The sequence below is a fragment of the Trichlorobacter lovleyi genome (assembly GCF_015239775.1).
In the GTDB taxonomy this organism is placed as follows: domain Bacteria; phylum Desulfobacterota; class Desulfuromonadia; order Geobacterales; family Pseudopelobacteraceae; genus Trichlorobacter; species Trichlorobacter lovleyi_B.
In genome coordinates, this window is the sequence record NZ_CP058409.1 from 3,608,184 (window position 1) to 3,634,623 (window position 26,440).

Annotated in this window: 24 protein-coding genes and 2 riboswitches; of the genes, 12 read left to right on the forward strand and 12 right to left on the reverse strand. The window is 57.8% G+C overall.

Annotated features, from left to right (window positions below; translation table 11 throughout):
• Nucleotides 1-99 precede the first annotated feature (99 nt).
• The 3 genes from FY034_RS16665 to FY034_RS16675 all read left to right on the forward strand — a co-directional run bounded on the left by FY034_RS16665 (nt 100) and on the right by FY034_RS16675 (nt 2,732).
• Nucleotides 100-351: a type II toxin-antitoxin system Phd/YefM family antitoxin gene (locus tag FY034_RS16665; protein WP_265552564.1), complete on the forward strand. Its 252-nt coding sequence runs from the start codon at nt 100-102 to the stop codon at nt 349-351.
• Nucleotides 348-602, forward strand: coding sequence for a Txe/YoeB family addiction module toxin (locus FY034_RS16670; protein ID WP_265552565.1), 255 nt, complete (start codon nt 348-350; stop codon nt 600-602). Before FY034_RS16665 ends, FY034_RS16670 begins: the two co-directional genes overlap by 4 nt.
• Before the next feature lie 453 nt (nt 603-1,055).
• Nucleotides 1,056-2,732 (forward strand): DUF1566 domain-containing protein, encoded by a 1,677-nt coding sequence (locus FY034_RS16675; RefSeq protein WP_265552568.1) that lies wholly within the window; start codon nt 1,056-1,058, stop codon nt 2,730-2,732.
• Between the two features lie 132 nt (nt 2,733-2,864).
• On the opposite strand, the gene FY034_RS16680 is transcribed toward FY034_RS16675, so the two are convergent.
• The 5 genes from FY034_RS16680 to FY034_RS16700 form a co-directional block, all read right to left on the reverse strand.
• Complete coding sequence (locus tag FY034_RS16680) at nt 2,865-3,452, reverse strand: DUF1643 domain-containing protein (RefSeq protein WP_265552570.1); 588 nt, start codon at nt 3,450-3,452, stop codon at nt 2,865-2,867.
• Nucleotides 3,453-3,535: 83 nt separating this feature from the next.
• Nucleotides 3,536-4,831, reverse strand: coding sequence for a HipA domain-containing protein (locus FY034_RS16685; RefSeq protein WP_265552572.1), 1,296 nt, complete (start codon nt 4,829-4,831; stop codon nt 3,536-3,538).
• A complete protein-coding gene (locus tag FY034_RS16690) occupies nt 4,828-5,085 on the reverse strand; it encodes a helix-turn-helix domain-containing protein (RefSeq protein WP_265552574.1) in 258 nt (85 codons plus the stop codon). Before FY034_RS16690 ends, FY034_RS16685 begins: the two co-directional genes overlap by 4 nt.
• Before the next feature lie 274 nt (nt 5,086-5,359).
• A complete protein-coding gene (locus tag FY034_RS16695) occupies nt 5,360-7,951 on the reverse strand; it encodes a cobyric acid synthase (RefSeq protein WP_265552576.1) in 2,592 nt (863 codons plus the stop codon).
• A gap of 24 nt (nt 7,952-7,975) precedes the next feature.
• Complete coding sequence (locus FY034_RS16700; protein WP_265552578.1) at nt 7,976-8,953, reverse strand: response regulator; 978 nt, start codon at nt 8,951-8,953, stop codon at nt 7,976-7,978.
• A gap of 103 nt (nt 8,954-9,056) precedes the next feature.
• Nucleotides 9,057-9,379: riboswitch (cobalamin riboswitch) on the forward strand.
• A gap of 98 nt (nt 9,380-9,477) precedes the next feature.
• Here FY034_RS16700 and FY034_RS16705 point away from each other — a divergent pair.
• The 7 genes from FY034_RS16705 (at nt 9,478) to FY034_RS16735 (ending at nt 17,234) form a co-directional block, all read left to right on the forward strand.
• Nucleotides 9,478-10,482, forward strand: a complete 1,005-nt coding sequence (locus FY034_RS16705) for a zinc-dependent alcohol dehydrogenase (RefSeq protein WP_265552580.1) — start codon at nt 9,478-9,480, stop codon at nt 10,480-10,482.
• Nucleotides 10,479-11,585 (forward strand): anthranilate phosphoribosyltransferase, encoded by a 1,107-nt coding sequence (gene trpD, locus FY034_RS16710; protein ID WP_265552582.1) that lies wholly within the window; start codon nt 10,479-10,481, stop codon nt 11,583-11,585. Before FY034_RS16705 ends, trpD begins: the two co-directional genes overlap by 4 nt.
• Nucleotides 11,578-12,402: an adenosylcobinamide amidohydrolase gene (locus FY034_RS16715; protein ID WP_265552584.1), complete on the forward strand. Its 825-nt coding sequence runs from the start codon at nt 11,578-11,580 to the stop codon at nt 12,400-12,402. The genes trpD and FY034_RS16715 overlap by 8 nt, the downstream gene beginning before the upstream one ends.
• A 156-nt stretch (nt 12,403-12,558) precedes the next feature.
• Nucleotides 12,559-12,690: riboswitch (cobalamin riboswitch) on the forward strand.
• A gap of 35 nt (nt 12,691-12,725) precedes the next feature.
• A complete protein-coding gene (locus FY034_RS16720; RefSeq protein WP_265552586.1) occupies nt 12,726-14,618 on the forward strand; it encodes a TonB-dependent receptor plug domain-containing protein in 1,893 nt (630 codons plus the stop codon).
• A 125-nt stretch (nt 14,619-14,743) separates the two neighbouring features.
• Complete coding sequence (locus FY034_RS16725) at nt 14,744-15,547, forward strand: ABC transporter substrate-binding protein (RefSeq protein WP_265552588.1); 804 nt, start codon at nt 14,744-14,746, stop codon at nt 15,545-15,547.
• On the forward strand, nt 15,544-16,509 hold the full coding sequence (locus FY034_RS16730) for a FecCD family ABC transporter permease (RefSeq protein WP_265552590.1): 966 nt from the start codon (nt 15,544-15,546) through the stop codon (nt 16,507-16,509). Before FY034_RS16725 ends, FY034_RS16730 begins: the two co-directional genes overlap by 4 nt.
• On the forward strand, nt 16,506-17,234 hold the full coding sequence (locus FY034_RS16735; protein WP_265552592.1) for an ABC transporter ATP-binding protein: 729 nt from the start codon (nt 16,506-16,508) through the stop codon (nt 17,232-17,234). Before FY034_RS16730 ends, FY034_RS16735 begins: the two co-directional genes overlap by 4 nt.
• A gap of 48 nt (nt 17,235-17,282) precedes the next feature.
• On the opposite strand, the gene FY034_RS16740 is transcribed toward FY034_RS16735, so the two are convergent.
• The 3 genes from FY034_RS16740 to FY034_RS16750 are packed head-to-tail and all read right to left on the reverse strand — an operon-like array spanning nt 17,283 to nt 19,371.
• Nucleotides 17,283-17,573, reverse strand: a complete 291-nt coding sequence (locus FY034_RS16740) for a hypothetical protein (RefSeq protein ID WP_265552595.1) — start codon at nt 17,571-17,573, stop codon at nt 17,283-17,285.
• A 33-nt stretch (nt 17,574-17,606) separates the two neighbouring features.
• Nucleotides 17,607-19,211 (reverse strand): exonuclease domain-containing protein, encoded by a 1,605-nt coding sequence (locus FY034_RS16745; RefSeq protein ID WP_265552596.1) that lies wholly within the window; start codon nt 19,209-19,211, stop codon nt 17,607-17,609.
• A 34-nt stretch (nt 19,212-19,245) separates the two neighbouring features.
• Nucleotides 19,246-19,371: a DUF4124 domain-containing protein gene (locus FY034_RS16750; protein ID WP_265552599.1), complete on the reverse strand. Its 126-nt coding sequence runs from the start codon at nt 19,369-19,371 to the stop codon at nt 19,246-19,248.
• Nucleotides 19,372-19,549: 178 nt separating this feature from the next.
• Here FY034_RS16750 and FY034_RS16755 point away from each other — a divergent pair, with 178 nt between their 5' ends.
• Entirely contained in the window at nt 19,550-20,089 is a 540-nt protein-coding gene (locus tag FY034_RS16755; protein ID WP_265552602.1) for a YaeQ family protein, read from the forward strand.
• Between the two features lie 6 nt (nt 20,090-20,095).
• Entirely contained in the window at nt 20,096-20,341 is a 246-nt protein-coding gene (locus FY034_RS16760; RefSeq protein WP_265552604.1) for a YheU family protein, read from the forward strand.
• 27 nt (nt 20,342-20,368) lie between these two features.
• On the opposite strand, the gene FY034_RS16765 is transcribed toward FY034_RS16760, so the two are convergent.
• The 4 genes from FY034_RS16765 to FY034_RS16780 all read right to left on the reverse strand — a co-directional run bounded on the left by FY034_RS16765 (nt 20,369) and on the right by FY034_RS16780 (nt 26,238).
• The gene (locus tag FY034_RS16765) at nt 20,369-21,727 is read right to left on the reverse strand and encodes an MATE family efflux transporter (RefSeq protein ID WP_265552605.1); all 1,359 of its coding nucleotides are present in this window, start codon (nt 21,725-21,727) and stop codon (nt 20,369-20,371) included.
• 115 nt (nt 21,728-21,842) lie between these two features.
• On the reverse strand, nt 21,843-22,283 hold the full coding sequence (locus FY034_RS16770; RefSeq protein WP_265552607.1) for a response regulator: 441 nt from the start codon (nt 22,281-22,283) through the stop codon (nt 21,843-21,845).
• Nucleotides 22,284-22,324: 41 nt separating this feature from the next.
• Nucleotides 22,325-23,233, reverse strand: a complete 909-nt coding sequence (locus FY034_RS16775; protein ID WP_265552609.1) for a diguanylate cyclase — start codon at nt 23,231-23,233, stop codon at nt 22,325-22,327.
• Complete coding sequence (locus FY034_RS16780; RefSeq protein WP_265552610.1) at nt 23,230-26,238, reverse strand: ATP-binding protein; 3,009 nt, start codon at nt 26,236-26,238, stop codon at nt 23,230-23,232. Before FY034_RS16780 ends, FY034_RS16775 begins: the two co-directional genes overlap by 4 nt.
• Nucleotides 26,239-26,440: the final 202 nt, after the last annotated feature.

Below are 26,440 nucleotides of genomic sequence, written 5' to 3' on the forward strand. Positions count from 1 at the left end.
GGATTGAACGGATTTTCGCAGATTACCCTGAATCGTCGCCTTGTTTTTCTTAGCAATATGTACTAAGTTATGTACATATTCAGCAAGGAGGTACCAACAATGAACGCCCTGACCTATACCTATACACGCCAGCATTTTGCAGAGGTCATGAAATCAGTGAATGAAGACCACGTTCCCGTGGTAGTGACAAGCCAGCGTGGCAAACCGGTTGTCATCCTTTCCCTCGACGATTTCCACGCATACGAAGAAACCGCCTATCTGCTCCGTAATCCCCAGGGAGCCAAACGGTTGCTTGAATCTGTGGAGGAACTGCGTGCAGGCGGCGGGCAGGTCAGAGACCTAGTGGAATGATGATTAAATTCTCAACCGCAGCATGGGAGGACTACCTCTACTGGCAGACAACCGACAAGGCGATGCTGAAACGGATCAATCAACTTATCCGTGATATCCAGCGAGAACCGTTTGCCGGTATCGGCAAGCCGGAGCCGCTCAAGCATCAGTTGGCCGGTTTCTGGTCACGCAGAATAGACAGCTGCCACCGCTTGGTCTATGCGGTTGAAGGTGATACGCTCCTGATTGCTCAATGTAGGGATCATTATTGAACAGCAGTTGCTTGATACAGTGAATAAGCCGTTTTTCTGCTCTTAATCAATATACGGTCACCAGAACTGTCCGGCCAAGCAGGATGTTAGCCAACAAATAATCATTGACTTTTTATAACAAAACTGATTCCGTCTGTCCCAATTTTATGGGCAACTCGGGCTGATTTCACGAGCTATGTATACTGGGTTTCCTGCGTACAGTGTGTACGTACCTCTTTTTTGATTCTGTATATCCACATTAAATATGTATAGATACGGGAGGTTACCATGCACACACGATTATCTTCAGCAGCCCGCTTTTCTCTGCCCATTGCAGCGGTTGCCCTTTTTTCACTGCTGTCTGCCTCACCTTCAGCAGCTGCTGCCACCATCAACCTGCCTGCAACTGGGCAAACCACCTGCTATGTCAACGGTCGTGCCGTCGCCTGTGAGGGCACCGGACAGGATGGAGCCGTGCAAGCTGGAGTACCTTGGCCATCTTCACGGTTTACCGATAATGGCAACCAGACAATAACCGATACTATGACCGGTCTGACCTGGGTATCAAACCCGAACCTGATGAGTACCAGAGACCCGTCCTTTGACAATGACAGTACCCCGCAAGACGGGAGAGTCTACTGGCAGCATGCCCTTGATTATGTTGCCAAGCTGAACACAGAAAAATACTTGGGGTTCAGTGACTGGCGTTTGCCAAATGTTGTTGAACTGCTTAGTCTCGATAATACATCCTTATACAGATCGTACTACTATTGGAGTTCAAACACTGATCCGTTGGATAGCAGTAATGCTATTTATATTTCTATGAGCGTTGGTACTCCAACTTCTGTTACAAAAATTGATCCTGCTCATTTCTTTGTGCTGCCGGTTCGTGGTCAGGCTGACTCTACAACTTCGGCAGCATTACGTAAGACCGGACAGACAACGAAGTATGCAGCAGGTGACGATGGAGATCTGCAAGCTGGTGTTGCCTGGCCAACACCACGTTTTGTTGAAAATGGCGATGGCACGGTTACCGACAAACTAACCGGATTGATCTGGCTGCAGTACGCCAACTGCTTTGGCAATATGGACTGGTATAACGCTCTTACTACTGCCAATACTCTGGCAAGTGGTGCCTGTGGTTTGAGCGATGGTTCCACGGCCGGGCAATGGCGATTACCTAACGTCAAAGAACTTGAAAGCTTGGTTGATTTTCAGCAGCAAGCTCCGCCAGTGCCTGTTGATAGCCCGTTCTTATTTTCTAATTTACAGGCGGTCTATTGGAGCTCAACTGTTTACCAGGTGTATCCTGCTGTAGATCAGCAGTACCTCTATACAATCTCGCCAACCGGATTTAAGTGGTTTGCTCGATCCGATTCTCTATTGGCCGCTTGGCCAGTCCGCGGTGGTCAGATGAAACTGACCACGACGCTTGCCGGTACCGGAAGTGGCACGATAACCGGCAGCCCGGTCAGTGCAAGTTGCAGCAGCGGCAGTTGCACCTCCTTACATGATCAAGGAACGGTAGTCACCCTTACCGCAACGCCTAATGCCGGTTCTTTATTTGTGGGTTGGTCCGGCGCCTGTACCGGTTCAGGCACCTGCTCTGTAACGGTTGATGCAGCAAAAACCGTTACCGCCACCTTTGATCAGGCAGCTAAACTGACGGTCGGCATCTTCGGCAAGGGCACGGTTACCAGTAACCCCAGCGGCATATCCTGCTCTACCGGCACCTGTTTTGCTTATTTCCCCAAAAACAGCAGTGTCGTCCTCTACCACACAGAAGCCTATGGGTATACTTTTTCTGCCTGGACAAGCATCTGCCCCGGCACCGGAGACTGCACCGTCAACCTGACCGGCAACCTGTATATTCCGGCGACCTTTGCAGCACAGGACAACGTGCGCAGAAACCTTCTGACCACCCCCTACGGCACACTGACTACCGCCTACGAGGCTGCTGTTACTAGTGATGTCTTAAAGGCAAAGACCATGACCTTTCTTGAGAGCCTTTCGTTGGGAAGGGATATAAGTGTTGTGCTGCAAGGTGGATACGACCCTGCCTTCGGCACACCCAGCGATTTCACCTCTGTGGAGGGAGGACTGACCATTGCTGCCGGTAGCGTGACGCTGGATCGTATTATTATTAAATAGGTCGGACCGATTGTTGGACTCTGGTCTTTCCGTTATTGTTTGAAACGAGGGAATGAAGAGTTGCATCTTTCATTCCCTCGTGTTCCTTCGTCTTTTAGAGAGTCTGTTTGAGCCGTCCCTATATTCCTCACCTCATTTAATCCTGACATGGCTGTCACAAAATTCCTCAAAGTAGGGGACCAATGGTGCGTCAATCCGTTGATAGAGAGGATGGGCTGGAGACCCATTCTTGTTCTTACCAAAGCAAAATATTTTCGTTGGATCACACACTTCACGTAAAATCTTTTCCACTGCAACTCCACGGCCTGACTTGTGACCAGGATTCCCCCAGCTCACTACAACGATTCGTGCTCTTGCAGCGACCCGCCGAATCCATTCATCGTTCTCAGGAAGATTGACCACAGAAGTTTTAGTAAGGTCTGACGAATAGGTACCTCGAACAGACATAACGTTAAGCTGATAATATGCACCAACACCCCAGTGCTCCTGTGCCCGGCGAACCATACCGTCAACAGTCGGATCGCTCACGTCTTCTGCCGCACCTGAGGGATTCATGCTGATTCCACACGCGTAGTCCTCTGGGTTGCTCCAGTAACGAAAGAGCGTAAACCGGTGAGTTCGGTCGTCGTTAAAAACGGTGCGTTCAGCGATAAGTGGATCAATCGTTTTTGAGGGAAGCGGGGCAGCTGATCCGATTATAGCGGTAGCAAAGTTGGACATTAGATTATTCCATCGCAGACGATAGTTAAGTTACATCGCTCTTTAATGTGTCAGTACCAACTAACTGAAAAAAATCAATTGGCCTACAGCACCACGTTGGGCAGCTCAGCTGCAAACATCAGATATTTCTCTGCATTCTTCCGCAGGTGCGCCAGCAGGGCAGTGCTAAAGGCCTGCTCATCATTGGCCAGATCAACCGTTAACGCAAAATTATCAAGCTGTTGCAGCATGCTACGGCAGAGCGTGGCCAAGGTGCGCGCCACCTGGCGTTGCGGCAGTTTGCAGGCTTCACACATCTCGGCCAGTTGAAATGGCTGTATTTCTTCAGGATCAAAGGTATCACCCACTGCCAGTGCCAGATCACGGTCGTACTGGCCAGCGTAGCTGTCCAGGCAGAGCAGATCATAGGCCGGGGCGATACGGATACCGTTTGGCCCAACAAACCAAGAGATATTCTTGGCATGGGCATCACTGTTACCGATCAGCAGATTGAACAGCACCCACTGCAGCAGGTCGCGCAGGGCTGCAGCAGGTACCCGGCAGCGGTTGCAGGCTGCAAAGAGCTGCGCTAGGCTGGCGCCGGAGCGGATCACAGCGGCATGGCCACCTTTGCCAAAGGGACGTTCGTATTTATAGATCGGCGGCAGGTCAAGCATCTGGCAGCCATCAATCAGATGCAGGCGGTCTACCGTCCCCTGCTGGGTCCATGTGCGGTCAAAGCGTTGCACAGCCAGCACCGGTTCACCAAGCCGGAGCAGCTGCACCGTTGCAACCGGCAACTTTATCCTGCGAGCCAGCTCCATGCAGATATATTCATTGATAACCAGGTGCAGATCCGGTTTGGTACCGAACTTGAGGATATGGGTGGAGGCCAGTGCCCCCTCACCAAAGCCGATTGTGCCATCCGGCATGATCAGCACCGGCAGTTTGTCCTGTACACCGGCTACTGACAGGCGCGGCTTGTTATCCCAGATGGCAATGGAGCGATCTGCCCGTAGGCTGATCCGTTCTGTCAGTTCAGCAGTCGAAATCTCCCGAAAGTAGGCCTGTTGCTCTGCTGGCCGGGTACTGTGCTGAAAGGTGAGAGCGCCAGTGGTTTCGCTACCAATGGCGTTGATCAGGCCAAAGATATTGGCTTTGGAGATCTGCTGGGTAAGTGAAAGTTCATCCAGCCAGCGCCCTTCCGGCAGCAGGTTGGCAAGAAAGCGTTTCAGTGCCTCGGATGGTACGGTTTCAAGTGGCAGGTGGGGAGAGATGCTGTAACCGCCGTTGTCCTGCCAGCTCTGGTCATAGGTAAGGGAATACTGATCTGTTGCGCCATCAAAGCCCAACTGACCTAATGTCGTGCGGTTCAAACAGACCAACAGGCTCTCGCTCATTGGCTGTCTCCGGCTGAAATGCTGAGCGTGATCCCCAGCATACGGCAGACCTGCAGGATGCTGCTGAGGCGGACATCACCTTTGGCACGTTCCAGACTGCTCATGGTGCTGACCGAAACACCACAAAAGGCAGCAGCTTCGTGAATACCCATGCCACTCTGGGTTCTGGCAGCACGGATAAACCGGCCCAGGGTATCGGCATCAGCCATGGTCTGGGCAACCGGTATCGGCAACGGGGTGACAGTCTTAGCCATGCTACACACCTCTTTATACGTACTGGTATAGCAGAAGTATTGCATGGTATGTGGCTTCAGACAATATAAATTATGCTAAAGTGGTATTTATTGCTTTGGTGGAATATTATCCGCCTATAAATACTGCTAACGCAGCACAAATGACGAGTTATCCCGATTTCAAATCAAGAGTGATAGCAAGACGGCAAGGAATTCGGCGACGCAGGCGTACACGCAGTACGTCGAGGAGCCGAAGACGAGCCAACGAAGCTAGCGCCTTGAGTTGGAATCGGAATCACAACCGCAACAACCGATAGATTTCCTGCATATCCAGGCTGTTACGCACCGCATCAGCCAAACGGTCCAGGGCCGGTTCCAGATCATAGCAGGCCCGGATCAGCCCATCTGCCTGCCAGCCTTTGCGCTGCCGCAGCCGGTCAAGCAGCCAGCGCCGGAATGGGTCTGCATCAAAGATCCCATGCAGGTAGCTGCCCCAGATCAGGCCGTTGACACTGCCTGCGCCAAGTAGGCTGCCATCCGAGCTGCTGATCAATGGCTGGAGCTGTTCTCCACTGGTAATGCCGTGGTGGATCTCATACCCGGTCAGTTCACAGCCGGAAGGGAGGTGATGGCAGCGGGTCTGCAGGGTGGTTTTTTCTTCAGCCATGACCGTATTGATCGCCAGCAGCCCCAATCCTTGTTGTTGCCCAGCCCCGGACTCAATGGCGTGGGGGTCGCTGATCTGCTCGCCCAGCAACTGAAAACCACCGCAGATGCCGATGATCTCGCACTGTCCCTCCTGTGCGAGATTGATAATTGCCGCTGCCAGTCCGGTCTGTTGCAACCAGGCCAGGTCAGCCAGGGTGTTCTTGCTGCCAGGCAGGATCAGGAGATCAGGCCGGCCCAGGTCAGCTGCTGAGCGGACGATCCGCAGGCCCACATCCGGCTCCAGCCCCAGTGGATCAAGGTCGGTAAAGTTGGAGATATGGGGCAGATCCAGCACCGCAATATCAAGCAGTTGGCTATCCTTTGCCCCAACCGGCAGCAAGCCCTGCTTGAAGGAGACCGAATCCTCCTCCGGCAACCCCAGATTGCGTAGATAGGGAATTGTGCCCAGCACCGGCCTGTTGGTATGGAAGCGGGTGTAGGCCAGGGCATCCCCCAACAGGGAGGCATCGCCCCGGAAGCGGTTGATCACGAATCCGGCCACCATGGCACGCTCAGCCTCGCTTAGGACCTCCATGGTACCCACAAAGGAGGCAAACACGCCACCCCGGTCAATATCACCCACCAGCAGCACCGGTGCCCCGGCATACTGCGCCATCCGCATATTGACGATATCATTGGCCTTCAGGTTGACCTCAGCCGGACTGCCCGCTCCCTCCAGCACCATCAGCTGATGTTCCTGTGCCAGCTCGTCATAGCAGCACTTGACCGTAGCCCAGACCTTTTCCCGCTGTTCGGCATAGCTCTTAAAATCAGTGTTTCCCACTGCAGTGCCGCAGAGGATCACCTGGGAACCGGTCTCGCTGTTCGGTTTCAGCAGCACCGGATTCATCCGCACGTCCGGGTTGAGCCGGCAGGCCTGGGCCTGCAGCACCTGGGCCCGTCCCATCTCGCCCCCCTGGCGGGTCACAAAGGAGTTGAGCGACATGTTCTGGGCCTTGAACGGCGCCACGTCATGACCATCCTGTTTCAGAATCCTGCAGAGCGCAGCGGTCAGGATGCTCTTGCCGGCATTGGAACCGGTGCCCTGAAACATGATCGCCGGGGTTTGACGCCTGACGCTCCGCGGCCGGGATGGTGCCAGAATATTCTGCAACACGCCGTACAGCCGCTGCTGTTCCGCTTCGGTCCGTACTGCCAGACGGAAGTAACGCTGATCAAGGCCGCTGAAATTACTGCAGACCCGCAGGGCAATCCCCTGCTGCAGGCTCAGTTCGGCAAGCAGGCCTGCATCCATGTTGGGGTGGTCCAGCCGTAGCAGCAGGAAGTTGGCCTCACCGGGGTAGACCGTCAGGCCCGACAGACTGGACAGCAGCGTTACAAGCGATTCACGCTGTTTGGTCACAAAGCTGCGGCTGTGCTGCAGGTACTCTGCATCCTGCACCGCCCGTACCCCCACGGCCTGGGCCAGGCTGTTAACGGTCCAGTTGGGCAGATAGTTTTTAAGTTGCCGGATATGCCCTGCAGCGCCGGTCAGGTAGCCCAGACGCAGGCCGGGGATGGCATACAGCTTGGTCAATGAGGTGAGGATCAGGATATTTTCAGGACGGTTCTGCTGCAGGCTTTGGCTGGCATCGGTAAAGCCAATGAACGACTCATCCACCACAAACAGGGTGGCCGGATGTTGCAAGGCGATTGCACGCAGGGCTTCAGCATCAAAGGTGCGCCCGGTGGGATTATTGGGCTGACCCAACAGCACCAGCTGGGCTGGCTTCAGGAGCGGTACAAGGCCGGTTGGATCAAGCGCAAAACCGGTATCAGGAGAGAGAAAAAACTGTTCGATGGCCAGGCCGGAGAGTCTGGCCGGTTCCTCATAATCGGCATAGCTGGGTACCGGCAGCAGCAGCGAAGAACAGCCCAGCGCCCGGGGAAGCAGGTGCAGCAGTTCGGTGGCACCGTTACCCACCAGGACCTGATCAATGTTTAGGCCGTGCAGGCTGGCCAGGGCCTGCACCAGCTCGGTGGCATCCGGGTCAGGGTAATGGATCAGGTCACTGATCCGGCTTTCGATCAGGGGACGCAACCAGTCCGGCGGCCCCAGCGGGTTGATATTGGCTGAAAAATCGAGCAGTTCTGATTGTGGAAGCCCTGACAGGGCGCTCAGGCCGCGCAGATTGCCACCATGGCTATGTCGTACCGGCTGCCGGCTCTGGTCTGTCATGTCGGGGTAGGAGGTGAAAGCAGGTTATGCCGCTGCGGCAAGCTGTTTTTTCAGATTGTACACCACGCCGGCATTGGCCAGTGCGATGGTTGCGTAACGGGACAGCATGGCAAGGAATTCCAGATGGTCGTTGTGGAACGGTTCTCCCCTGACACCGCCTGAAATGGTTAACACTCCGGCAATCCGATCCTGCACCAGCAACGGGACCGAAAGGATGCTGGGGCTGGCCAGCATAACACCGTCAGGATCTTCCTCCCTGACATCATCCATAAAGCCTTCGTCAGTAATATCGCAGATAATCAGCGGTTTGCCGTCTACGGCAACCCTGCCGGAGATCCCCTTGCCCAAGGGCAGGCTGTACTGTTGGGAGTACAGCGGGTCTAATCCGGTGGCCACCTTTGCCTGCAGGGTACTCCCGGCCTTGTCCAGCAGCAGTATGTAGCCGCGACGCGCCTGCAGATGCTCGGTGACAAGCTCCACCAGTTTTTTCATGATATCCGGCACACTGAAGGTTGACATAAGCGCCGCACTGATCTGGTTGGCTGATTTCATCATTTCCAGCGTTTCCTGCAAGACATTGTTTTTTCTGGTCAGTTCACTCAACAGGTGCGCCTTCTTGCGTAGCAGTTCCTGTTTTTCCAAAGCCTTTTCAATCACATTGTACAGTACGCTCTCGTCATCCAGCGGCATGACGATATAGTCATAGGCACCGAGACGAAGCGCCTTGATGATATTGAAACCTGAGTCGTTGGAGCTGAGGATGATGACGTCAATCTCCGGCTTGTGGCGCCTGAAGACCTTCATCATATTGAAACAACTCATACCGGAAAGCATCAGACCGGTCAGAACCAGGTCAAAATCCTGTGCGCTGAAAAGCGGAATCGCCTCTTCAGCCGATGCGGTAACGGAGACCAGATAGCCCTGGGCCTCAAGGATTTCAACCAGCATGCTGCTGTTTGCCCGTGAATCGTCTACAACCAGGATATTTGCCGGCCGTGCCATGATTCTGCCCCCCTCTGCTGCGTAGGTAACCCGAGCGATACTACGGCATGGATTGGCAAAAGACAACCGTATCCTCACCATAAATTCTTGACAGATGAACTGTTTCTTGGCATCTGTTACAGAGCTTGCAACACCGAATGGAAGCGAGGAAGAGGGGTGCAAGGCCCCCGCTGCCCCGCAGCCGTAAAGGGAACGAACGTCCAACCCAAGTAAGTTAACGGTTTCAGTTCAAGGATGATGGCAAGGCGTCAAGGAGGAGGCGACGGAGGCGTACTAATCAGTACGTTGAGGAAGCCGACGACGAGCCGACACAGCCAGCGCCTTGAACGGGAAGCGTAAGGGTACAGCCACTGGGGAAACACCCTGGGAAGGCGGACAAGTAGGTCGCCCTGAGCCGGAACACCGCTCCATTCGTACGCTTCGGGGGAGGCAACTCATGTACAACCAGCAGCAATCCGCGCCGGAAATCTCTTCAGCTTCCAGCAGCCAATCCAATCCAACCAACAGGGTACGGTAGTCCGGCCATGGTCCAACCGTTACCCGCCACCATGCAGGCGGTCTCCGTGCGCGAGATCGGCTCATTTCAGTTTGAACGCCGTCCGGTTCCCCAACCGGGACCGGGCGAGGCGCTCTTGCGCGTCACCGTCACCGGTCTCTGCCGCACCGACCTGAAGATCATCCAGGTCGGACATCGCGATCTGGTACTGCCCTGTGTCCCCGGTGAAGAGGTGGTGGGCCAGGTGGTGGCCCTTGGACCAGAGGCTGATGCAGCTCTTTTAAACCAGAGATTCTACGTCTACCCCGGTGAATGGTGCGGCCACTGTCCGGCCTGCCGCGCTGGGGCTGAAAACCTCTGCCGTTCGATGCGGATCATGGGCTTCCACCGCGATGGCGGTTTTGCCGGCTACGTGATTGCACCGCTCAAGAGCCTGATTCCGTTGCCGGAAGGATTGAGCGATGAACAGGCGGTCTTTGCCGAGCCGCTCTCCTGCTGTCTGAACGCCCTGGAACTGGCCCGCCTGGCCCCCTTTGAGAACATTGCCATCTGGGGCGGCGGTCCGGCAGGGCAACTGCTGGCCCGCGCTGCATCGGCCTATGAGGCCCTGCCCACCGTGATTGAGCCTGATCCGCAACGAAGAGAACCGGCCAAGGGTGTCGCTGAGGCGCCTGACCAGCTGTTCGATGTCTGCGTGGTGGCGGTCGGCAATAACGATGCCTATCAACAGGCCCTGGCCCGCCTGGCTCCCCGTGGCAGGCTGGTGGTCTTTTCCGGCCTCTCCAAGGAAACCCCTGTTATCGCAACTGATTTCAACCAACTACACTATCTGGAACAGACGGTGGTGGGGGCCTATGGCTGCTGTTACCGCCACGGCCGGCAGGCCATCGCCCTGCTGCAGTCCGGCAGGCTTCATGTCAACGATCTGATCAGCCATCGGATGCCGCTGTCCCGCCTGGCTGAAGCCCTTGAGCTGGTGGCCAACCGGCAGTGCATGAAGATTCACCTCTACCCGGAGGACGGCAAAAAATGACTCCTGAACAGTTTGGCGCACAGATTCAGCTGCTGATTGAGAAACAGGATCTGACACAGGAGCAGAGCTATCTGCTGTTCCGTGAACTGATGCTGGATCAGCAAAGTCCGCTGCAGCAGGGGGCCTTGCTGGCGGCCCTGACCGCCAAGGGCGAAACCGTTGACGAGATCGCCGGGGCCTGGCAGGCCATTGATGAGTTTGATACGGTCCACCCGGAAGGTCTGCCGGACGGGCTGTTTGAGAACTCCGGCACCGGCATGGACGGCTTCAAGACCTTCAACGTCAGCAGTGCCGCTGCCATTGTCGGGGCAGCCAACGGCGTGAACATGGCCCGTCACGGCGCCCGGGCCATTACCTCCCGTTGCGGCACCGTGGATATCATGGAGGCGATGGGGATTGATGTAGACTGCCCGGTCACCCGGGTGGCCGACAGCATCCGTCAGGCCGGGATCGGCCTGTTTAACGGCATGTCCCCCGCAGTCCACCCCGGTGGCCTGGGCCGCATCCTCTCCCAGATCCGCTTTGGTTCCACCCTTAACATTGCAGCATCACTGGCTAATCCTGCCCGCCCCCGCCAGGCGCTACGGGGGGTCTACAGCCGCCGGATGGTGCCGGCCACCGCAGCGGTCATGGCAAAAATCGGCTACCAGCATGGCATGGTGGTGTACGGCAGTGATGCCGCAAGCGGCCTGGGGATGGATGAGCTGTCAATCTGCGGCCCTTCAACCATCTGCCGCTTTGACGGAGAGCAACGGGAAGAATACGACATTGTCCCGGAAGAGCTGGGGCTGGCCTGCCGCCGTGGAAGCGAGATTGCCGCCTGCAACTTACGGGAGGATGAGATCCGGCGCTTCATGCAGGTCATTGCCGGTACCGGTCGTTTCAAGGCCTGTGAAGATTTTGTCAGTCTGAATGCCGGTGCGCTGCTCTGGACCGCAGGCAAGGCATCTGATCTGAAGCAGGGGATAACCATGGCACGGGAAACTCTGGCTAGCGGGGCAGCCCTGAGCAAACTGCAGCAGTGGGTAACCTGTCAGAACCGTAATGCAGAGACCGGCCTGGAACGGTTTGAACAGGTAAAAAAGGTGGCCTGTAATGCGTAAAATCACTTTGATAGCAGTAACAATCTGCCTGTTTCTGGCAACACCGCTGTGTGCAGCCAACCTGACCTTGCCGCCTGAGCTTGGCGCAACCGCCCAGGTACTGAAGACCGAACAAGACGGCCTCTGGGAAAAGAGCCTGATCGTGCAGCTGCCTGCACGCCGCCATCTCCTCTCCACCAGCGACGGCATCATCAACGGCCTGGGGGCGATCAACCATGCCGCCCACCCGCTGCTCTGGAAGAAGCTGTCAGTCGAGCTGGCCACCAAGTTGCAGTGCGGCGGCAAGACCTATGAGCAACAGCGCAAGGCAATGATCGCTAACAAGCTGCGGCTGCAGCCCGCTGACCTGACCCTGGTGGGCACGGCAGCAGACATGGACAACCTGGCCGTGGTAACCAAGCAGTTTCAGCCCTTTACGGTGACTGCCCTGGTCACTGCCGGGGCCAAAAGCAACGCCCTGCGGGCCGGGGTTGATGAGGGGACCAACATTGAACCGGCTGATCCGCCCGCCGGGACCATCAACATCATTGTCCTGACCAATGCGCGCCTGAGCGACGGAGCCCTGGCCCGGGCCGTGGTCACCATCACCGAGGCCAAGACCGCAGCGTTGGAGGACCTGAAAGTCCCCAGCAGCTACACCAAAGGGGTCCAGGCCACCGGCACCGGCACCGACAGCGTGATCGTCGTGTCCGGCAGCAGCGGCCCCAGGGTTACCTACAGCGGCGGCCACAGCCGGATCGGCGAGCTGATCGCCAAGGCGGTCCATCAGGCGGTGCTGGAGGCATTGGAAAAGCAGAACGGATTTAAACAGAAGTAATCCGATTCCATTTCAAGGCGCTAGCTTCGTTGGCTCGTCGTCGGCTTCCTCAACGTACGGTTATGTACGCTTTCGTCGCCACCGCCGAGCCGCCTAGCTATCATCCTTGAACTGAAACCGGGAACAGCAAGCAGATTTCACAACAGATGGAGACGAGGAAGAGGGGTTAAATTCCCCCGCTGCCCCGCAGCCGTAATGGAAACGAACGCCCGATGCCGCAAGGCATACAACCACTGGGGGCACTAACCCTGGGAAGGTGGGCAAGTAGGCTGTCCTAAGCCGGAAGACCGCTCCATCTGAATACTCGCGGGAGGAAAGACCGTATGAAGAGAAGTAGACAGAAGTATGCAGTAGCATTGGGGCTGGTCCTGGCAGTCTGTGGTTCAGCAATGGCAGAGGAAAAGACCGCACAACTGGGCGAAGTGGTGGTGACCGCCACCCGTGATGAGGTGCCGATTGAGCAGGTGGGCAGCTCCATCAGCGTGGTCACGGCCAAGGAGATCGAGCAACAGCAGAAACGGACCGTGGCGGATGCGCTACGGATGGTGCCGGGGCTGGATGTAAAACAGAGCGGCGCATATGGTGGCAGCACTTCGGTCTTCATCCGAGGGGCAAAACCTGAACACACTCTGGTGCTGATTGATGGTGTTGAAATGAATGACCCAACGGCAATTGGAGCTGCATATGATTTTGCCAATTTAACTGCGGACAACATTGAGCGCATCGAGGTATTAAGCGGCCCACAGAGCACACTCTACGGCTCCCATGCCATGGGCGGCGTGATTAACATCATTACCAAACGCGGAGACGGCAAGCTGAAGGCCTACTTCTCTGCTGAAGGCGGCTCTCACTATACTGCCAAGGAAACTGCCGGTCTGAGCGGTGGCACCTCACTGCTCCAGTATGCGCTGAACGTCTCCCGACTTGACACGGACGGCATCTCTGCCGCCAACAGCAAGAACGGTAATCCCGAAAACGACCCGTACCAGAACAGCACGGTGTCTGCCCGCTTGGGAATTACACCGCTCAGCAACCTTGATTTCGATGTTGCCCTACGGTACAGCAAAAGCCGTGCTGATCTTGACGGCAGCCCACCGCCTCTTTATGCTCTGACTGACGTACTTGGCTACAATGTAAAAACAGACCAACTTTTTCTACGCACTGAAGGCAATCTTTCGCTCTTTCACAATTTTTGGGATCAGAAGCTGGGGCTCTCGTTCAACGATTCAAAACGTGATTATTCAGACGGCTACTACTACAACGGGCAGAGCCTCAAGTTTGATTGGCAGCATGTACTGCACCTGCACAAAACCAATGATTTTACGCTTGGGGTAGAACGCAAGGATGAGTACGCTGTAACGGATGGTATGGAAGAAAAACATGCCGCTACAAACAGTGTCTATCTGCAGGAGCAGATTAAACTGTTTGACAGCTGGTTCACCACCCTGGGCGTTCGTGTGGATGATCATAACCGTTTTGGTACCGAAGCCACTTATCGCTTTACGACCGCGTACCTGATCAAACAAACCGGAACTAAAATAAGAGGTAGTTACGGAACCGGCTTCAGATCTCCTTCCCTCTATGAACTGTATGCTCCAGCACTTCCCGTATTCTGGTTTCTTGGAGGCAATTCAAACCTAAAACCAGAAAAAAGCGCTGGCTGGGATATTGGCGTAGAGCAGACCATTCCAGTCATGAAGACACATCTGAGTGCAACCTGGTTCAGAAACGACTTTAAGGATATGATCAGCTACATGACTGATCCTAGTTGGAACACATATTATGATAACGTCAACAAAGCACACAGTCAGGGGCTTGAACTGACGGCATCCCTGCAGCCTATTGATGAACTGATACTTAAGGCGACCTATACCTATACCGAGACGAAAGACGATACCATTGGAAGCGCAACCTATGGAAAACAGTGGGCCTATCGCCCCAAGAACAAGCTGACCTTTGATGCCAACTACAGCTTCCTGAAAAAGGCCAATCTTAATCTGGGGGTGGTCTATGTGGGTACCCGCTATGCCGACACGGCAAACACGAAAAAGATGAAGGATTACCTGCTGGTAAACCTGGCCGGTTCCTACGACGTTACCAAGAATCTGCAGCTCTTCGGGCGGATAGACAACCTGTTTGACCGCCAGTATGAAGAGGTGGCCGGCTACGGCACCCCCGGTATTGGCGCCTATGGCGGCGTAAAGGTATCATTCTGATGAACAAACGACCCCCCTCAATCCCCCCTTGTCAGGGGGGAAGCATAAAAATACTGACGTTACCCCCCTCCCTGACAAGGGAGGGCCGGGGTGGGTTGCGCCTTTTGTCTGTCTTGTGCCTCGTCATGTTCTCTCTGCTTGCGGTGGCCCCCGGTTTTGCCGGGGAGCCGCCCAGGCGGATCGTCTCGCTGGCCCCCAGCCTGACCGAGCTGGCCTGTGCCCTGGGCCTGGAGAAGAATCTGGTGGGGGTGACCACCTTCTGCGACCGGCCGGCATCGATCAAAGGCAAGCCCACCGTAGGGGGTCCGGCCAACCCGTCTCTGGAGGCGGTGCTGAATCTGAAGCCGGATGTGGTGCTGGTGGATGAAGAGGGGATCGGCTCCAAGCTGGCAAAACGGCTGCACAAGCTGGGAATCAGGACTATCACCTTCCGCGGCTCCCGCCTGGACAAGCTGGCTGCGGCCGTCAGGCAACTGGGTAGTGATCTTGGGGTGCAACAACCGGCAAACCAGTTGGCCAGCCGGATTGAGCAGTCGTTAAAGCCACTTAAAACTGCTGTGCAGGTCAAGACCATGTTTGTGATCTGGCCTGACCCGCTGGTGGCGGCCGGTCCCGGCTCCATGCTGGATGATGCCATGAAACTGTCCGGCATGACCAACATCGCCGCCGATGCCCGTTCCGGCTATCCCCGGCTTTCACTTGAGGCGGTCATCACCCGCAACCCGCAACTGATCATTGCCGGGCAGGGGGAAAAACTGGCCGGACCGATGAAGCGGATGCTGGGCCATCTCAATTCACTGGAGGCCGTCAAACAGGGCCGGGTCTGCATGGTCAGCGATGCCCTCTACCGTCCCGGCCCCCGCATCCCGGAAGGGATCGCCGAGCTGCGCCACTGCCTTGAGCTGGCCCATAAAGGTCAGCGCCCGTGAAACGCCACCCCCTGTTTACCATGCTGGGCTGCCTGGGGGCGGTCCTGCTGCTGTCGCTCTCGCTGGGGCAACAGACCATCAATCCCTTTCAGCTTGATCCGCTGCAGATGAAGATTGTGCTGGAGCTGCGCCTGCCCCGCATCGTGGTGGCCCTGCTGATGGGTGGATCACTGGGGGTGGCCGGAGCGATCCTGCAGGGGGTTTTCCGCAACCCGCTGGCTGATCCCTATGTGTTGGGCACCTCCAGCGGCGCAGCCCTGGCAGCGGCCTTCGGTCTGCTGGCCACCCAAGGGACCGCGGTCTGGCTGGTACCTGCCCTGGCTCTGGCCGGAGCCCTGGTTACCAGCGCCGTGGTGGTATCGTTGGGGCGGGATGCCTGGGGGGTACGGGCAGAGCGGCTGCTGCTGGCCGGGGTGGGGATGGGCTTTTTCCTGTCCGCCATCCTGATGCTGGTAATGTCCCTGGCCCAGGCCGATGGAGTCAAACGGGCCCTGCTCTGGATGGCCGGTGACCTGGCCGGGGCAGACTGGTCGGTGGTGCCGGTGGCCGGACTGCTGATGCTGATCGGCTTTGTGCTGGCCCTGGCCCGGCGGCGCGGCCTGAACGCCCTGGCACTGGGGGATGAAGTGGCCTTTGGCCTGGGGCTGGAACCGGGCCGGGAGCGGGCCCTGCTGGTGCTGGCTGCCTCGCTGCTGACGGCAGCTGCGGTGGCACTGGGCGGCATTGTCGGCTTTGTGGGCCTGATGGTGCCCCACGGGGTGCGTGCCCTGGTGGGTGCCGATGCCCGGCGGGTGCTGCCGCTGTCTGCCATTGGGGGCGGCATGCTGCTCTGTCTGGCCGACACGGTGGGGCGCAGCGTACTGCCGCCGGTGGAGATCCCGGCCGGGGTGGTCACCACCCTGATCGGCGCCCCCTGGTTTCTGATCATGCTGCGCCGGGCAACCAATGGAGGTATGCGATGAGCAGCCTCAGGTTTGATCAGGTCTGTTTCAGTTACGGCAACGCCCCCTGCGTGGTGCAGTTTTCCTGCAACCTGGTCAAGGGTGAGCTGGTGGGACTGATCGGCGCCAACGGTTCCGGCAAATCCACCCTGCTGCGGCTGGCGGCAGGTCTGTTGACCCCCACGGCGGGACAGGTGGAGCTGGATGGTCAGCCGGTCCGCTCCTGGCGGGGTGAAGAGCGGGCCACCCGCCTGGGCTACCTGCCCCAATCCATTGAGGCGCCGCTGCCGTTCAGGGTGGGTGAGCTGGTGGAGATGGGCCGGGCTGCCGCCCGCAGGGATCATCTGCTTTCCTGCCAAGAGGTGCTGGCAGCGGTGGGGCTGGACGGCTATGAGCAGACCCCGCTGTCACAGATCAGCGGCGGTGAACGGCGGCGGGCCTTTATCGCCATGATCCTGGCCCAGGGGGGCACGACCCTGCTGCTGGATGAACCGCTGGCCGGGCTTGACCTGCGTTACCAGTATGAGCTGCTGACCCTGCTGCGGGGGCTCTGCCAGACCCACAACCTGACCATCCTGCTTTCGCTGCACGACCTGATCCTGACCCGCAACCTGGATCGCCTGCTGGTAATCCGCCAGGGGCAGCTGCTGGCCGATGGCCTGCCGACGGCAATCCTGACCCAGCAGCTGGTGCAGCAGACCTTTGACCTTGATCCCGGCTTTCAGGTGGCCGGGATCTGCGGCTAACGGCCCGTTCCGCAGCACCAACCGGTCATCCCCTAAAACCACCTGAGTTCAGGTTCTTGGCTCTGTCCTGGTCAGCATGCTGCGGTAGTTCAGGCCGAGCAGGTCATGGGCCTCCTGCATGGCACTACAGAAACCACCCTTGCTTGCTTGCGCGATGGCGTTCGGCGTCCCCTCTTCATCCCAGGGCCAGCCGGTCCTCACCAGCATGATCAGCAACTTCTCAAACTGGTCCGCCCGATGCTGCAGCTCCCTGTACTCCTCTTCAAGTTCGGACAGCCTTGCCAGATCAATCTGACCGTTCTGCAAAGCGGTTTTTAGTTTTTCCAAGGCGTTCGACATCGGTATCTCCACATAGCAACCTGCCGGGCAGGATCAATAGCTGATTCTGGCATAGGGTGAACGGGTTGACGCCTGCAGGGCGTCGTTCAGGGTCACAATCCCCCTGGCCTCCAGCAGCGGGATCATTTTAAGCAGCACTTCTGCCGTCACAATGGCATCACCGAGTGCGGTATGGCGGCCGATATTGGTCAGACTGAGCCGGGCGGCAACTTCATCAAGCGAGTGGGACTCCTGATGGGGATGGATGATGGAGGAAAGCAGCAACGTATCCAGCACCGGGTTATCGAACCTCACGCCGGTCTGAGCCTCCTTGACCTGCAGGCAGCGCATATCAAAGGCGGCGTTGTGGGCAACCAGCACCGCACCTTCGGTAAAACGGTGAAAATGGGGCAGCACCTGGCCGATGGTCGGCTGATTGGCGACCATTTTGGGCGTAATGCCGTGAATCGCCACAGATACCGCCGGGATTGAGCGCTGCGGATCGATCAGCTGGTCAATCACCTCTCCGGAGATCAGCTTGCCGTTGACGATACGCACCGCGCCAAGCTGAATAATCTCGTCCCCCTGGGTTGGTTCGAGGCCGGTGGTCTCAGTATCAAACGCCACGTAGGTAAGCCGGCGCAGTGACTCCTCCCCCAGCTTTTCAGGCACCCGGTTATGAAACAGGTCGAATTCATAGAACACCGGCCGGGGGTCGCTGATCGGCGTCACCCCACTCCGCAGCGGCAAGGGCTCCGCAGCGGGCGGTTCCGCCGGAGCCACTGATCCGGCTGCCTCATCAGGACCGCCCGGAGAAGGCCGGTCATCGATGGTGAGGACCAGCCCGGAGATGCGGCGGCGCTCGCACGGCAGACATTCTTCGTGCTGCTCGCAATGGAAGCTGAATACCGGCGCCATGGAGATGTTCAGGCAGTACCCCTCCTCAAGGGAGACCTTGAACCGCCTGATCGGGGTGGCATCCCCAGCCTCCACCGCCTGCTGCAGCTGCTCGATACGGTCAGCCACCTGTTCCCGCGGCACCAGGCCGAACAGCGAGCGTCCCAGGCCGATCAGGCCATGCCGCCCCTCGCTTCCGCTGAAGTCCGTCTGGCCGGTTGCCCGGAAAAGCGTCTGGGCCTGACTGTTGTAGAGCAGGATCTGACCGTGGATATTGCAGACCAGCACCCCCACCGGCAGCTCAGACATCAGCACGGCAAAGCGGTTGCGCTCTTCCAGCAGGTCCGCCCGGGCATCATAGATGGTGGCCTCAACCTCCTGCTGCAATTTTTGATAGGCATCCGCCGAGGCGTTGATTATCCGGGCAAGGTGCGCCACCTCACGGGCGCCGATCTCGGGGACCCGGTGATTGGGGTTGGCAAGGGCGATCAGCTGGGTTGACTCGGCGATCCTCATGATCGGCATGATGTAATAGCGGAACAACAGGCTGACCATGCCACCGATTACCAGAAAGAGCACAAAGGCCCCCATGATCGGAAACGGGATGATACGGTCCTGCAACCCCAGCAGAAAGGCCTGCTCCTGAGGCGCCAGATTCAGCCAGGAAGCCAGCACACTGGCAAGAATGTCGCCAAAGATGACGCAGGCCATGCCGAGAATGAAGATCCAGTATTTCTGTGACGGTTTCAGCTCAGGGAACATTCCGCACCTCATCAAGGGCAACAACCTGCTGTCTCTAACCGACCGGAACCTCTGCCAGAGAGTCTGAAAAGTGTACCGTACCGGCGCTGTCAGTCCATTGGTAGGTCTCTGCATGGGCGGCAGGAGCCAACAGCAGTAAGAACAGAATCAGTTTTTTCATGGGTTATCCTTTGGACGATCAGACGATAGCTAGTACCCTGTACCACATACGCTGCTGAAATCAATAAGCTCTTTCAGAAAAGCCACACCTGCACGGCAAATGAACACGTTGTTTTTACGCACCATCACTGCTGTCCGTGCTACTGTAGCCCAACAACAGACCAAGGAGCATCTGCCTGATGGCATTACCGGTAACCATTTACAAGGCGAGCATTCAGCTTGCCGATCTTGATCGCGGCATCTACGAAACCCTGCAGGCCACGCTGGCCCGTCACCCGTCTGAGACCGAGGAGCGTCTGGTGGGCAGGCTGCTGGCCTATGCCCTGCTGTATGAAGAGGGGCTTATGTTTACCAAGGGGGTCTGTGAAGGGGATGAGCCGGATCTCTGGTCCAAGGCGCCGGACGACCGGATCAGGTCCTGGATTGAGGTGGGGCTGCCTGATCCCGAGCGGCTGCTGAAGGCCCGGCGGCATGCCGATCAGGTGGTGCTGCTGGCCTTTGGCGCCAAGCTGCCGGGCTGGGAGCGCCAGCATCTGGACAAGCTGATCAACAGCAGCAATATTACGGTGATCATCCTGGAGCAGGAGTTTATCAACCAGCTGGTCAGCCGGCTTAAGCGTACTGTTTCCTGGTCCATCACCGTAACCGAAGGTAACCTCTATCTGCAGGACGGCGCTGAGACCTTGGAGACCAGCCCCACACGCTACGCGCAGGGCTAGCTGAGCATGGAAGATGAGCAATACCGGCATGATGCAGCAGAAGAGGGGGTTGAGATCCCGCTGGAACGGATTGACCCGGCAATCCTGCAGGCCCTGCTGGCTGATTTTGTCAGCCGGGAGTGGTCTGAGCTGTCTGATGCCGGTTTTACTCAGGAGGAGAAGATTGAACAGGTCCTGCAGCAGTTGAAGAGCGGACAGGCGCGGATACTGTTTGATCTGACGTCAGGAAGCTGGAATATCGTCCCGGTGTGACCCCCTCACCCGGCCTGCGCAGTTGTTTTATAGCGTTATCCCGTGCAGATCACGCTTGTGATAACGCCAGGCAAAGGCCACGGCCCGCACATACCAATCCACCAGAAACACCCCCCAGACCGCATACAGTGACAGATGCAGCAGCGGCCCCACAATCCAGGCCAGCAGCACCCGCACCCCCCACATGGTCAACAGGGTGACGATAAAGACGTAGAAGGTGTCACCCGCACCCCGCAGAGAACCGGCATAGACAAAGGAGATGGCCAGCGGGATCTGGGCAAAGGCCACGATCCGCAGAAAAACCGCCCCCTGCCGGATCACCTCCGGGTCATGGGTGAAGATCATCACCAGATACTGCGGAATCAGCAGGAAGATCAGCGCCATGACCCCCATCACCACCAGGGCCAGCCGTAGCGCCTCCACATGGCTGACATGGGCCCGTTGGTACTTTCTGGCCCCCAGCGACTGCCCCATCAGGGTGGCAGCGGCGATCCCCATCCCAGCCCCCGGCATGAAGGAGAGCGATTCAATCGAAAGCCCGATCTGGTGGGCAGCGTAGGCAGTGGTGCCGTAGGCGATCACCACGCTGGAGTAGACCAGCTGCCCGGACTGCTGGGCCACCCGCTCCAGGGCCACCGGCCAGCCCACCTGCCAGATCCTGCCGAACAGCTCCCGGTCCGGCCAGCCGATACGCAGGTAGCCCCGCCGGAAGGCCTGCCAGAGCAGGTACGAACAGCCCATAAATTCCGACAGGTTAATGGCGATTGCCGCGCCTTTGACCCCCATGGCAGGCAGCCCCAGTTTGCCGTAGATCAGCGGCCAGGCCAGCAGGATATGCAGGATGTTAACCAGCAGAATCCCTTCCATCGGGGTGCGGGTGTTGCCCACGCCATGCATGATGGCGGAGAGGATATTGACCCCGGTGGTCCAGACCAGCCAGAGAAAGACCAGCCGGATATATTCGTGGGCCAGCTTTTGCACCTCCGGCGTTGCCCCCATCACACGGGCCAGCTCACCACCGCCATAGGCCCCGATCAGCGAGACCAGCGTTGTCAGCCCCAGGCAGAACAACACCGCCGTACCGGCGGCCCGTCTGGCCTCTTCGCGGCGACCCGCACCGCTCAGGTGGGCGATCACCACCGTGGTACCGGTGGAGAGCCCCCAGAAGATGGTCATGATTACAAATATCTGCAGCTGGCCCAGCCCGGTGGCGGCAATGGCGGATGCCCCCAGACCGCCGGTCAGAAAGATATCCACAATGGCAACCAGCCGTTGGAACAGTGAGGAGAGCAGCACCGGCAGCGAGAGCCGGAAGACGTTGCAGCGGATTGAGGCAGGCTTGTTGCTGTCCAGACAGGGGAATATGCGATGCAGCAGGGACGACATGCAAAAGAATGTAGACCCTAAGGCTGCAGGGCGTCAATAGAAAGGCCGCCGGCCCGTGAAGAAACTGCTCCGCTCACAGGCACGACGGCCACAGCTACTGCAGCAGGTGGTGGTGCTATTCCTTGGGCGGCATCTTGACCACCGTGAACCAGAACTCCTCCAGCGAACGTACCACCTTCAAAAAGTCATCAAAACCGACCGGCTTGGCAATATAGCAGCTGGCCCCCAGATCGTAGCAGTTGTAGACATCACCCTCCGCCTCGGAGGTGGTCAGCACCACCACCGGGATACTGCGCAACTGGGGATCGGCCTTGATCGCCTTGAGGGTCTCCCGGCCATCCATGCGGGGCATGTTCAGGTCAAGCAGGATGATATCAGGACGGACAGCCTCGGCGTAAGGAGGCTCCCGGCGCAGGTAGCTGAGGGCCTTGATGCCGTCGTCAACCGTCTGCATGTTAACCAGCAGCTTGCCCGCTGCCAGCCCTTCACGGGTCAGCTCAACATCCCCCGGATCGTCCTCCACCAGCAGTATATCCACTACCTTTTTACCGTTCATTGCATCGTCTCCCCGGTTCTCGTTCTGCTGCAATCTGCTGTCTAAAGCGCTTCAACCCGGTTTCTGCCGTTACTCTTGGCCCGATAGAGCGCCTGGTCGGCACGCCCGATAAAAAGCTCAACCGTCTCATCGGTCCGCAGTTGCGTAACCCCAAAGCTGGCCGTTACCTTCAGGCCGTCACCGAAATCGTGTTCTTCGCACAGCTGACGCAATTTTTCTGCCAGTATCAGCGCCTGATCACGATTGCTCTTCGGGATCAGCACCGTAAACTCTTCACCGCCCCAACGGGTAAAAATATCGTGGGCCCGGATATTCTCACTGACCAGCTGGGCCACTTCCTTGAGGACATGGTCACCCATGGTGTGGCTGTAGGTATCATTGACCTGCTTGAAGTGGTCCAGGTCAAACATGATCAACGCCAGATCTGAACCATAGCGTCTGGCACGCTGCAGCTCCGCCTCCAGCAGCTCGTTAAACATCAGGCGGTTATAAATGCCGGTCAGGTAGTCGATCCGCGCCTGGCGTTCAAACAGGTCGCGGGTCTGCTTCAGGGCCAGCTCCAGCTTTTTACGCTCAACCGCGTAGAACATGGCCCGCTTCAGGACCCTGCCGTCGATGTCGCTTTTAACCAGATAATCCTGTGCCCCCAGCTTGACCGCCTCAACACCGAAGCCTTCATCGGAGAGTCCGGTCAGCACAATAATCGGAACACCGGGCTCGGCATCCAGCAGACGGGTCATGGTGGAAAGTCCGCTGCTGTCCGGCAGGTTCATATCCAGCAGGATCACATCGCAGCAGTGTTGCTGCAGGTGGCTGATGCCGGCGGAGAGCCGTTCAACCGTGACAACCCGGGCCCTGCAGCCCTGCTGCTCCAGCATCTCCCGGATCAGTGCCGCATCGCCGGGATCGTCCTCAATCAGCAGAATGGTGTGAAGGGATTGTTTGCTCATGCAGATTTCTCCTGCCTGCCCGGATATGCGGGAATGGTGAAAAAGAAGGTTGAGCCGTTGCCAACGCTTGATTCAAGCCAGATCCTGCCGCCATGGCGTTCAACGATCTTCTGACAGACCGCCAGACCAATGCCGGTGCCGGGATATTCGGTCCGGGTGTGCAGGCGCTGGAAGATGGCGAAGATCCGTTCAAAAAATTCAGGGGCGATCCCGATACCGTTGTCCCTGACGGAAAAGAGCCAGTCACCCTGCTGCCGTACTGCCGTGACCTCAATGCGGGGTGCGCCGACACCACGGTACTTGATGGCATTCCCGATCAGATTCTGGAACAGCTGCCCCAGCTGAACCTGGTCGCCCCGGACCACCGGCAGCGGCCCGCAGCTGATCTCGGCATTGCTCTCCTTGACGGCTATCTCCATATCTTTCAGAACTTTAGAGAATACCTCAGAACAGTCGGTATCGGCAAGTTCCTTGGTACTGCGCATGACACGGGAATAGCTCAGCAGGTCATTAATCAGGGTCCGCATACGGGTGGCGCCATCCACAATGTAGCCCATGTAGGAGTCGGCCTTGTCATCCAGCTCGCCTTTGTAACGATTCGCCAGCAGCTCGGTAAATCCGGCGATCTTTCGCAACGGTTCCTGCAGGTCATGGGAGGCCACATAGGCAAACTGCTCCAGCTCCTGGTTGGAGCGGGCCAGATTGGCTTCAATATCCTTGATGGCCGTGATATCCCGGATCGATTCTATCGCGCCGATCCGCCTGCCGTCGGTGTCGTACAGCGGGGCAACGATCGCCCAGACATGGGCGCCTTTGCCGCCATACAGGGCCGGACAGAAGGTTTCAGCATAGAGGTGCGTCCCGATACGGGTGACCCCTTTATATTTTGATTGCAGCTCTTCATCATCCAGATCGATCAGGTCCAGCAGCTGACTGCGCCGCTCGCCATAAAACGGAATCGTATAGGCGTGGTCCCCCTGGCCCAGCATCTCCTGCTTGGGCACGCCGCTCATCTCTTCCATGGCCCTGTTCCAGGCGATCACCCGCTTCTCCAGATCGATTACAAAGGTTGCGTCGGGCAGAAAGTCAAAGATATCAGCCTGCAACTGCCTGGACTCCTCCAGGGTCTGTTCCAGCTCCTTGCGTTTGGATATGTCACGGGACGAGGCGTACAGATAGCAGCCGTCATCCAGCTCAACCCCGCTGACACTGACCTCTACATCAAATACCGTTCCGTCCCGGCGGCGATGTTTGGTTTCAAACACGGCTGAACCGTGCAGGAGCCGCTTTGCCATGACGGCCAGTTCCTCCGGCTGCATGCCGGCGTCCCAGTCCTTGATGCTGAGCTGCAGTTCCTCCTGCTCGCCATACCCCAGCATCTTGCGGAAGGCGGCATTTGATTCGACCAGCCTGCCCTCCTGGTTGATGATATGGATCCCGTCGCTTGAGACCGCCTGCAGGGTCTGGTAACGGAGCCCCAGCCTGTGGCGCTCTTCCTCGCTACGCTTGCGCCCCGCGATCTCCCAGACCACATCGGCCAGATAGCTGACCAGCTCTACGTCCTGCCCGCTGTAGTCGCTTTGCTTATTCCCCACCCCCAGGATTGCCACCACCTTGTCTGCGCGAAAGATCGGCACCACCAGCTCCCGCACGAGCATGGCATGGCCTTCCGGCAGCCCTTTCCGGTTGGGCAGCGTGCCGTAGTCGTTGTGGATGATCACCTTTCTCTGTCTGACGCAGTCTGCCCAGACCCCGGCCTGTTCAAGCGGGTAATGCAGCCCGTGCCCCTCGGTCCGGCAGAACTCCGCCAGGGTCCGGGTTGACCAGGCCTGCAGCGAAAGGGTCTGCTGGTCGGCCTCGACAAAATGGTAGAACCCGATCGGGCTGCCACAGAGTTGGCAGACCTCATCAAGGGCCTGCTGCAGCAGTTCATGCATCGTGTGAGTAGCGGCATACTCCATCAGGCTCAGGCGGAGCGCCATCACCTCCTGCATCTGCACGGCCTGGAATTCAAGCTGTTGCTGGCGCCTCTGGAGCAGTTGCAGGCCAATGACGGCAGCCGAACTCAGCAGCATCAGGAAGAGTGCGCTGCCCGCCAGTTGGCGGTACCATTCCCCATACACCGCCTCAATCCGGCGGCTGACAAAAATGTACAGCGGCTTGTTCATCCTCAGCTCAGCCGGGTTAACCGTCTGCACCACCATCAGGTTTTCTTCACCGGTGGAAACAGAGCGGCCCCTGAGGATATTCTCCAGCTTGCCGCTGCTCCGGTGCCGGAGCAGAAATGAGCCGGGTGCAGCCTGATTTTTCCCCGTCAATGCCGGTTTTTCCGGAACCAGCATAAAGCGCAGGCCGTCACCGTGGGTAATGGCGCAGGTCATATCCTCGGCATAGCGCACCGACTTGAGCAGCACCCCGAAATACTCAGGGTCCAGTGCCGCGACAACCACACCGCCAAACGCGCCGTCCGGCGCAGGGATAACCCTGCTCAGATTCAGAATGGTCGGCCCCAGCACCGACTTGAACGGCGGCGAGACATACAGCACAGCCGCATCATTCTGCTGCAGTGGTACCTGATAGTAATCCCTGCTGCTGAAACTGCGGCCGACAAACTCCTCCCGGCTCGAGGCCAACACCGTCCCATCCGCATTAAAGATCAGCATGGTACGGATGCCGGGCAGGGCATCTGACAGCGCCTTGAGGCGCCGGACCGCCCGTGTGGTATCCGTACCGACAATGATGGCCCGCTTGTCCCTGACAATATCCTGTAAGGCCTGATTGGCCGCCTGCAGCTGGCGCTCCATGTTGAGCCTGATGACATGGGACTGGGTCAGCAGGCGTTGTTCTTCCTGACGGGTAATGGCCTGGTAGCTGCGGTAATGCTGATAACCGAGAATGATACAGAAAATCCCCAATGCAGCACCCAGCAACCACCACTGCGAACGGATATAGTCAGGGCGCTGGTGCTGCCCCGGTTGTGAATCATCTGCCTGCGGGATATCCATGAAAGGCTCCGGATCTGGGTTTAAAACCTTCGTACACACCATACCTTGTTCATAGCTGTGCGGTAAACAGCTTCTTACGTCATGTCAGCAGGATTATTGTCCGGGCACCGGGCAGCCTGTTCCGCCCTTGCACGGTGGCAAGACACTCTTCCCGCTCCTTCCTGGTAAGACTGGCCACACAGGCCTGTCGCATTTTGAGACA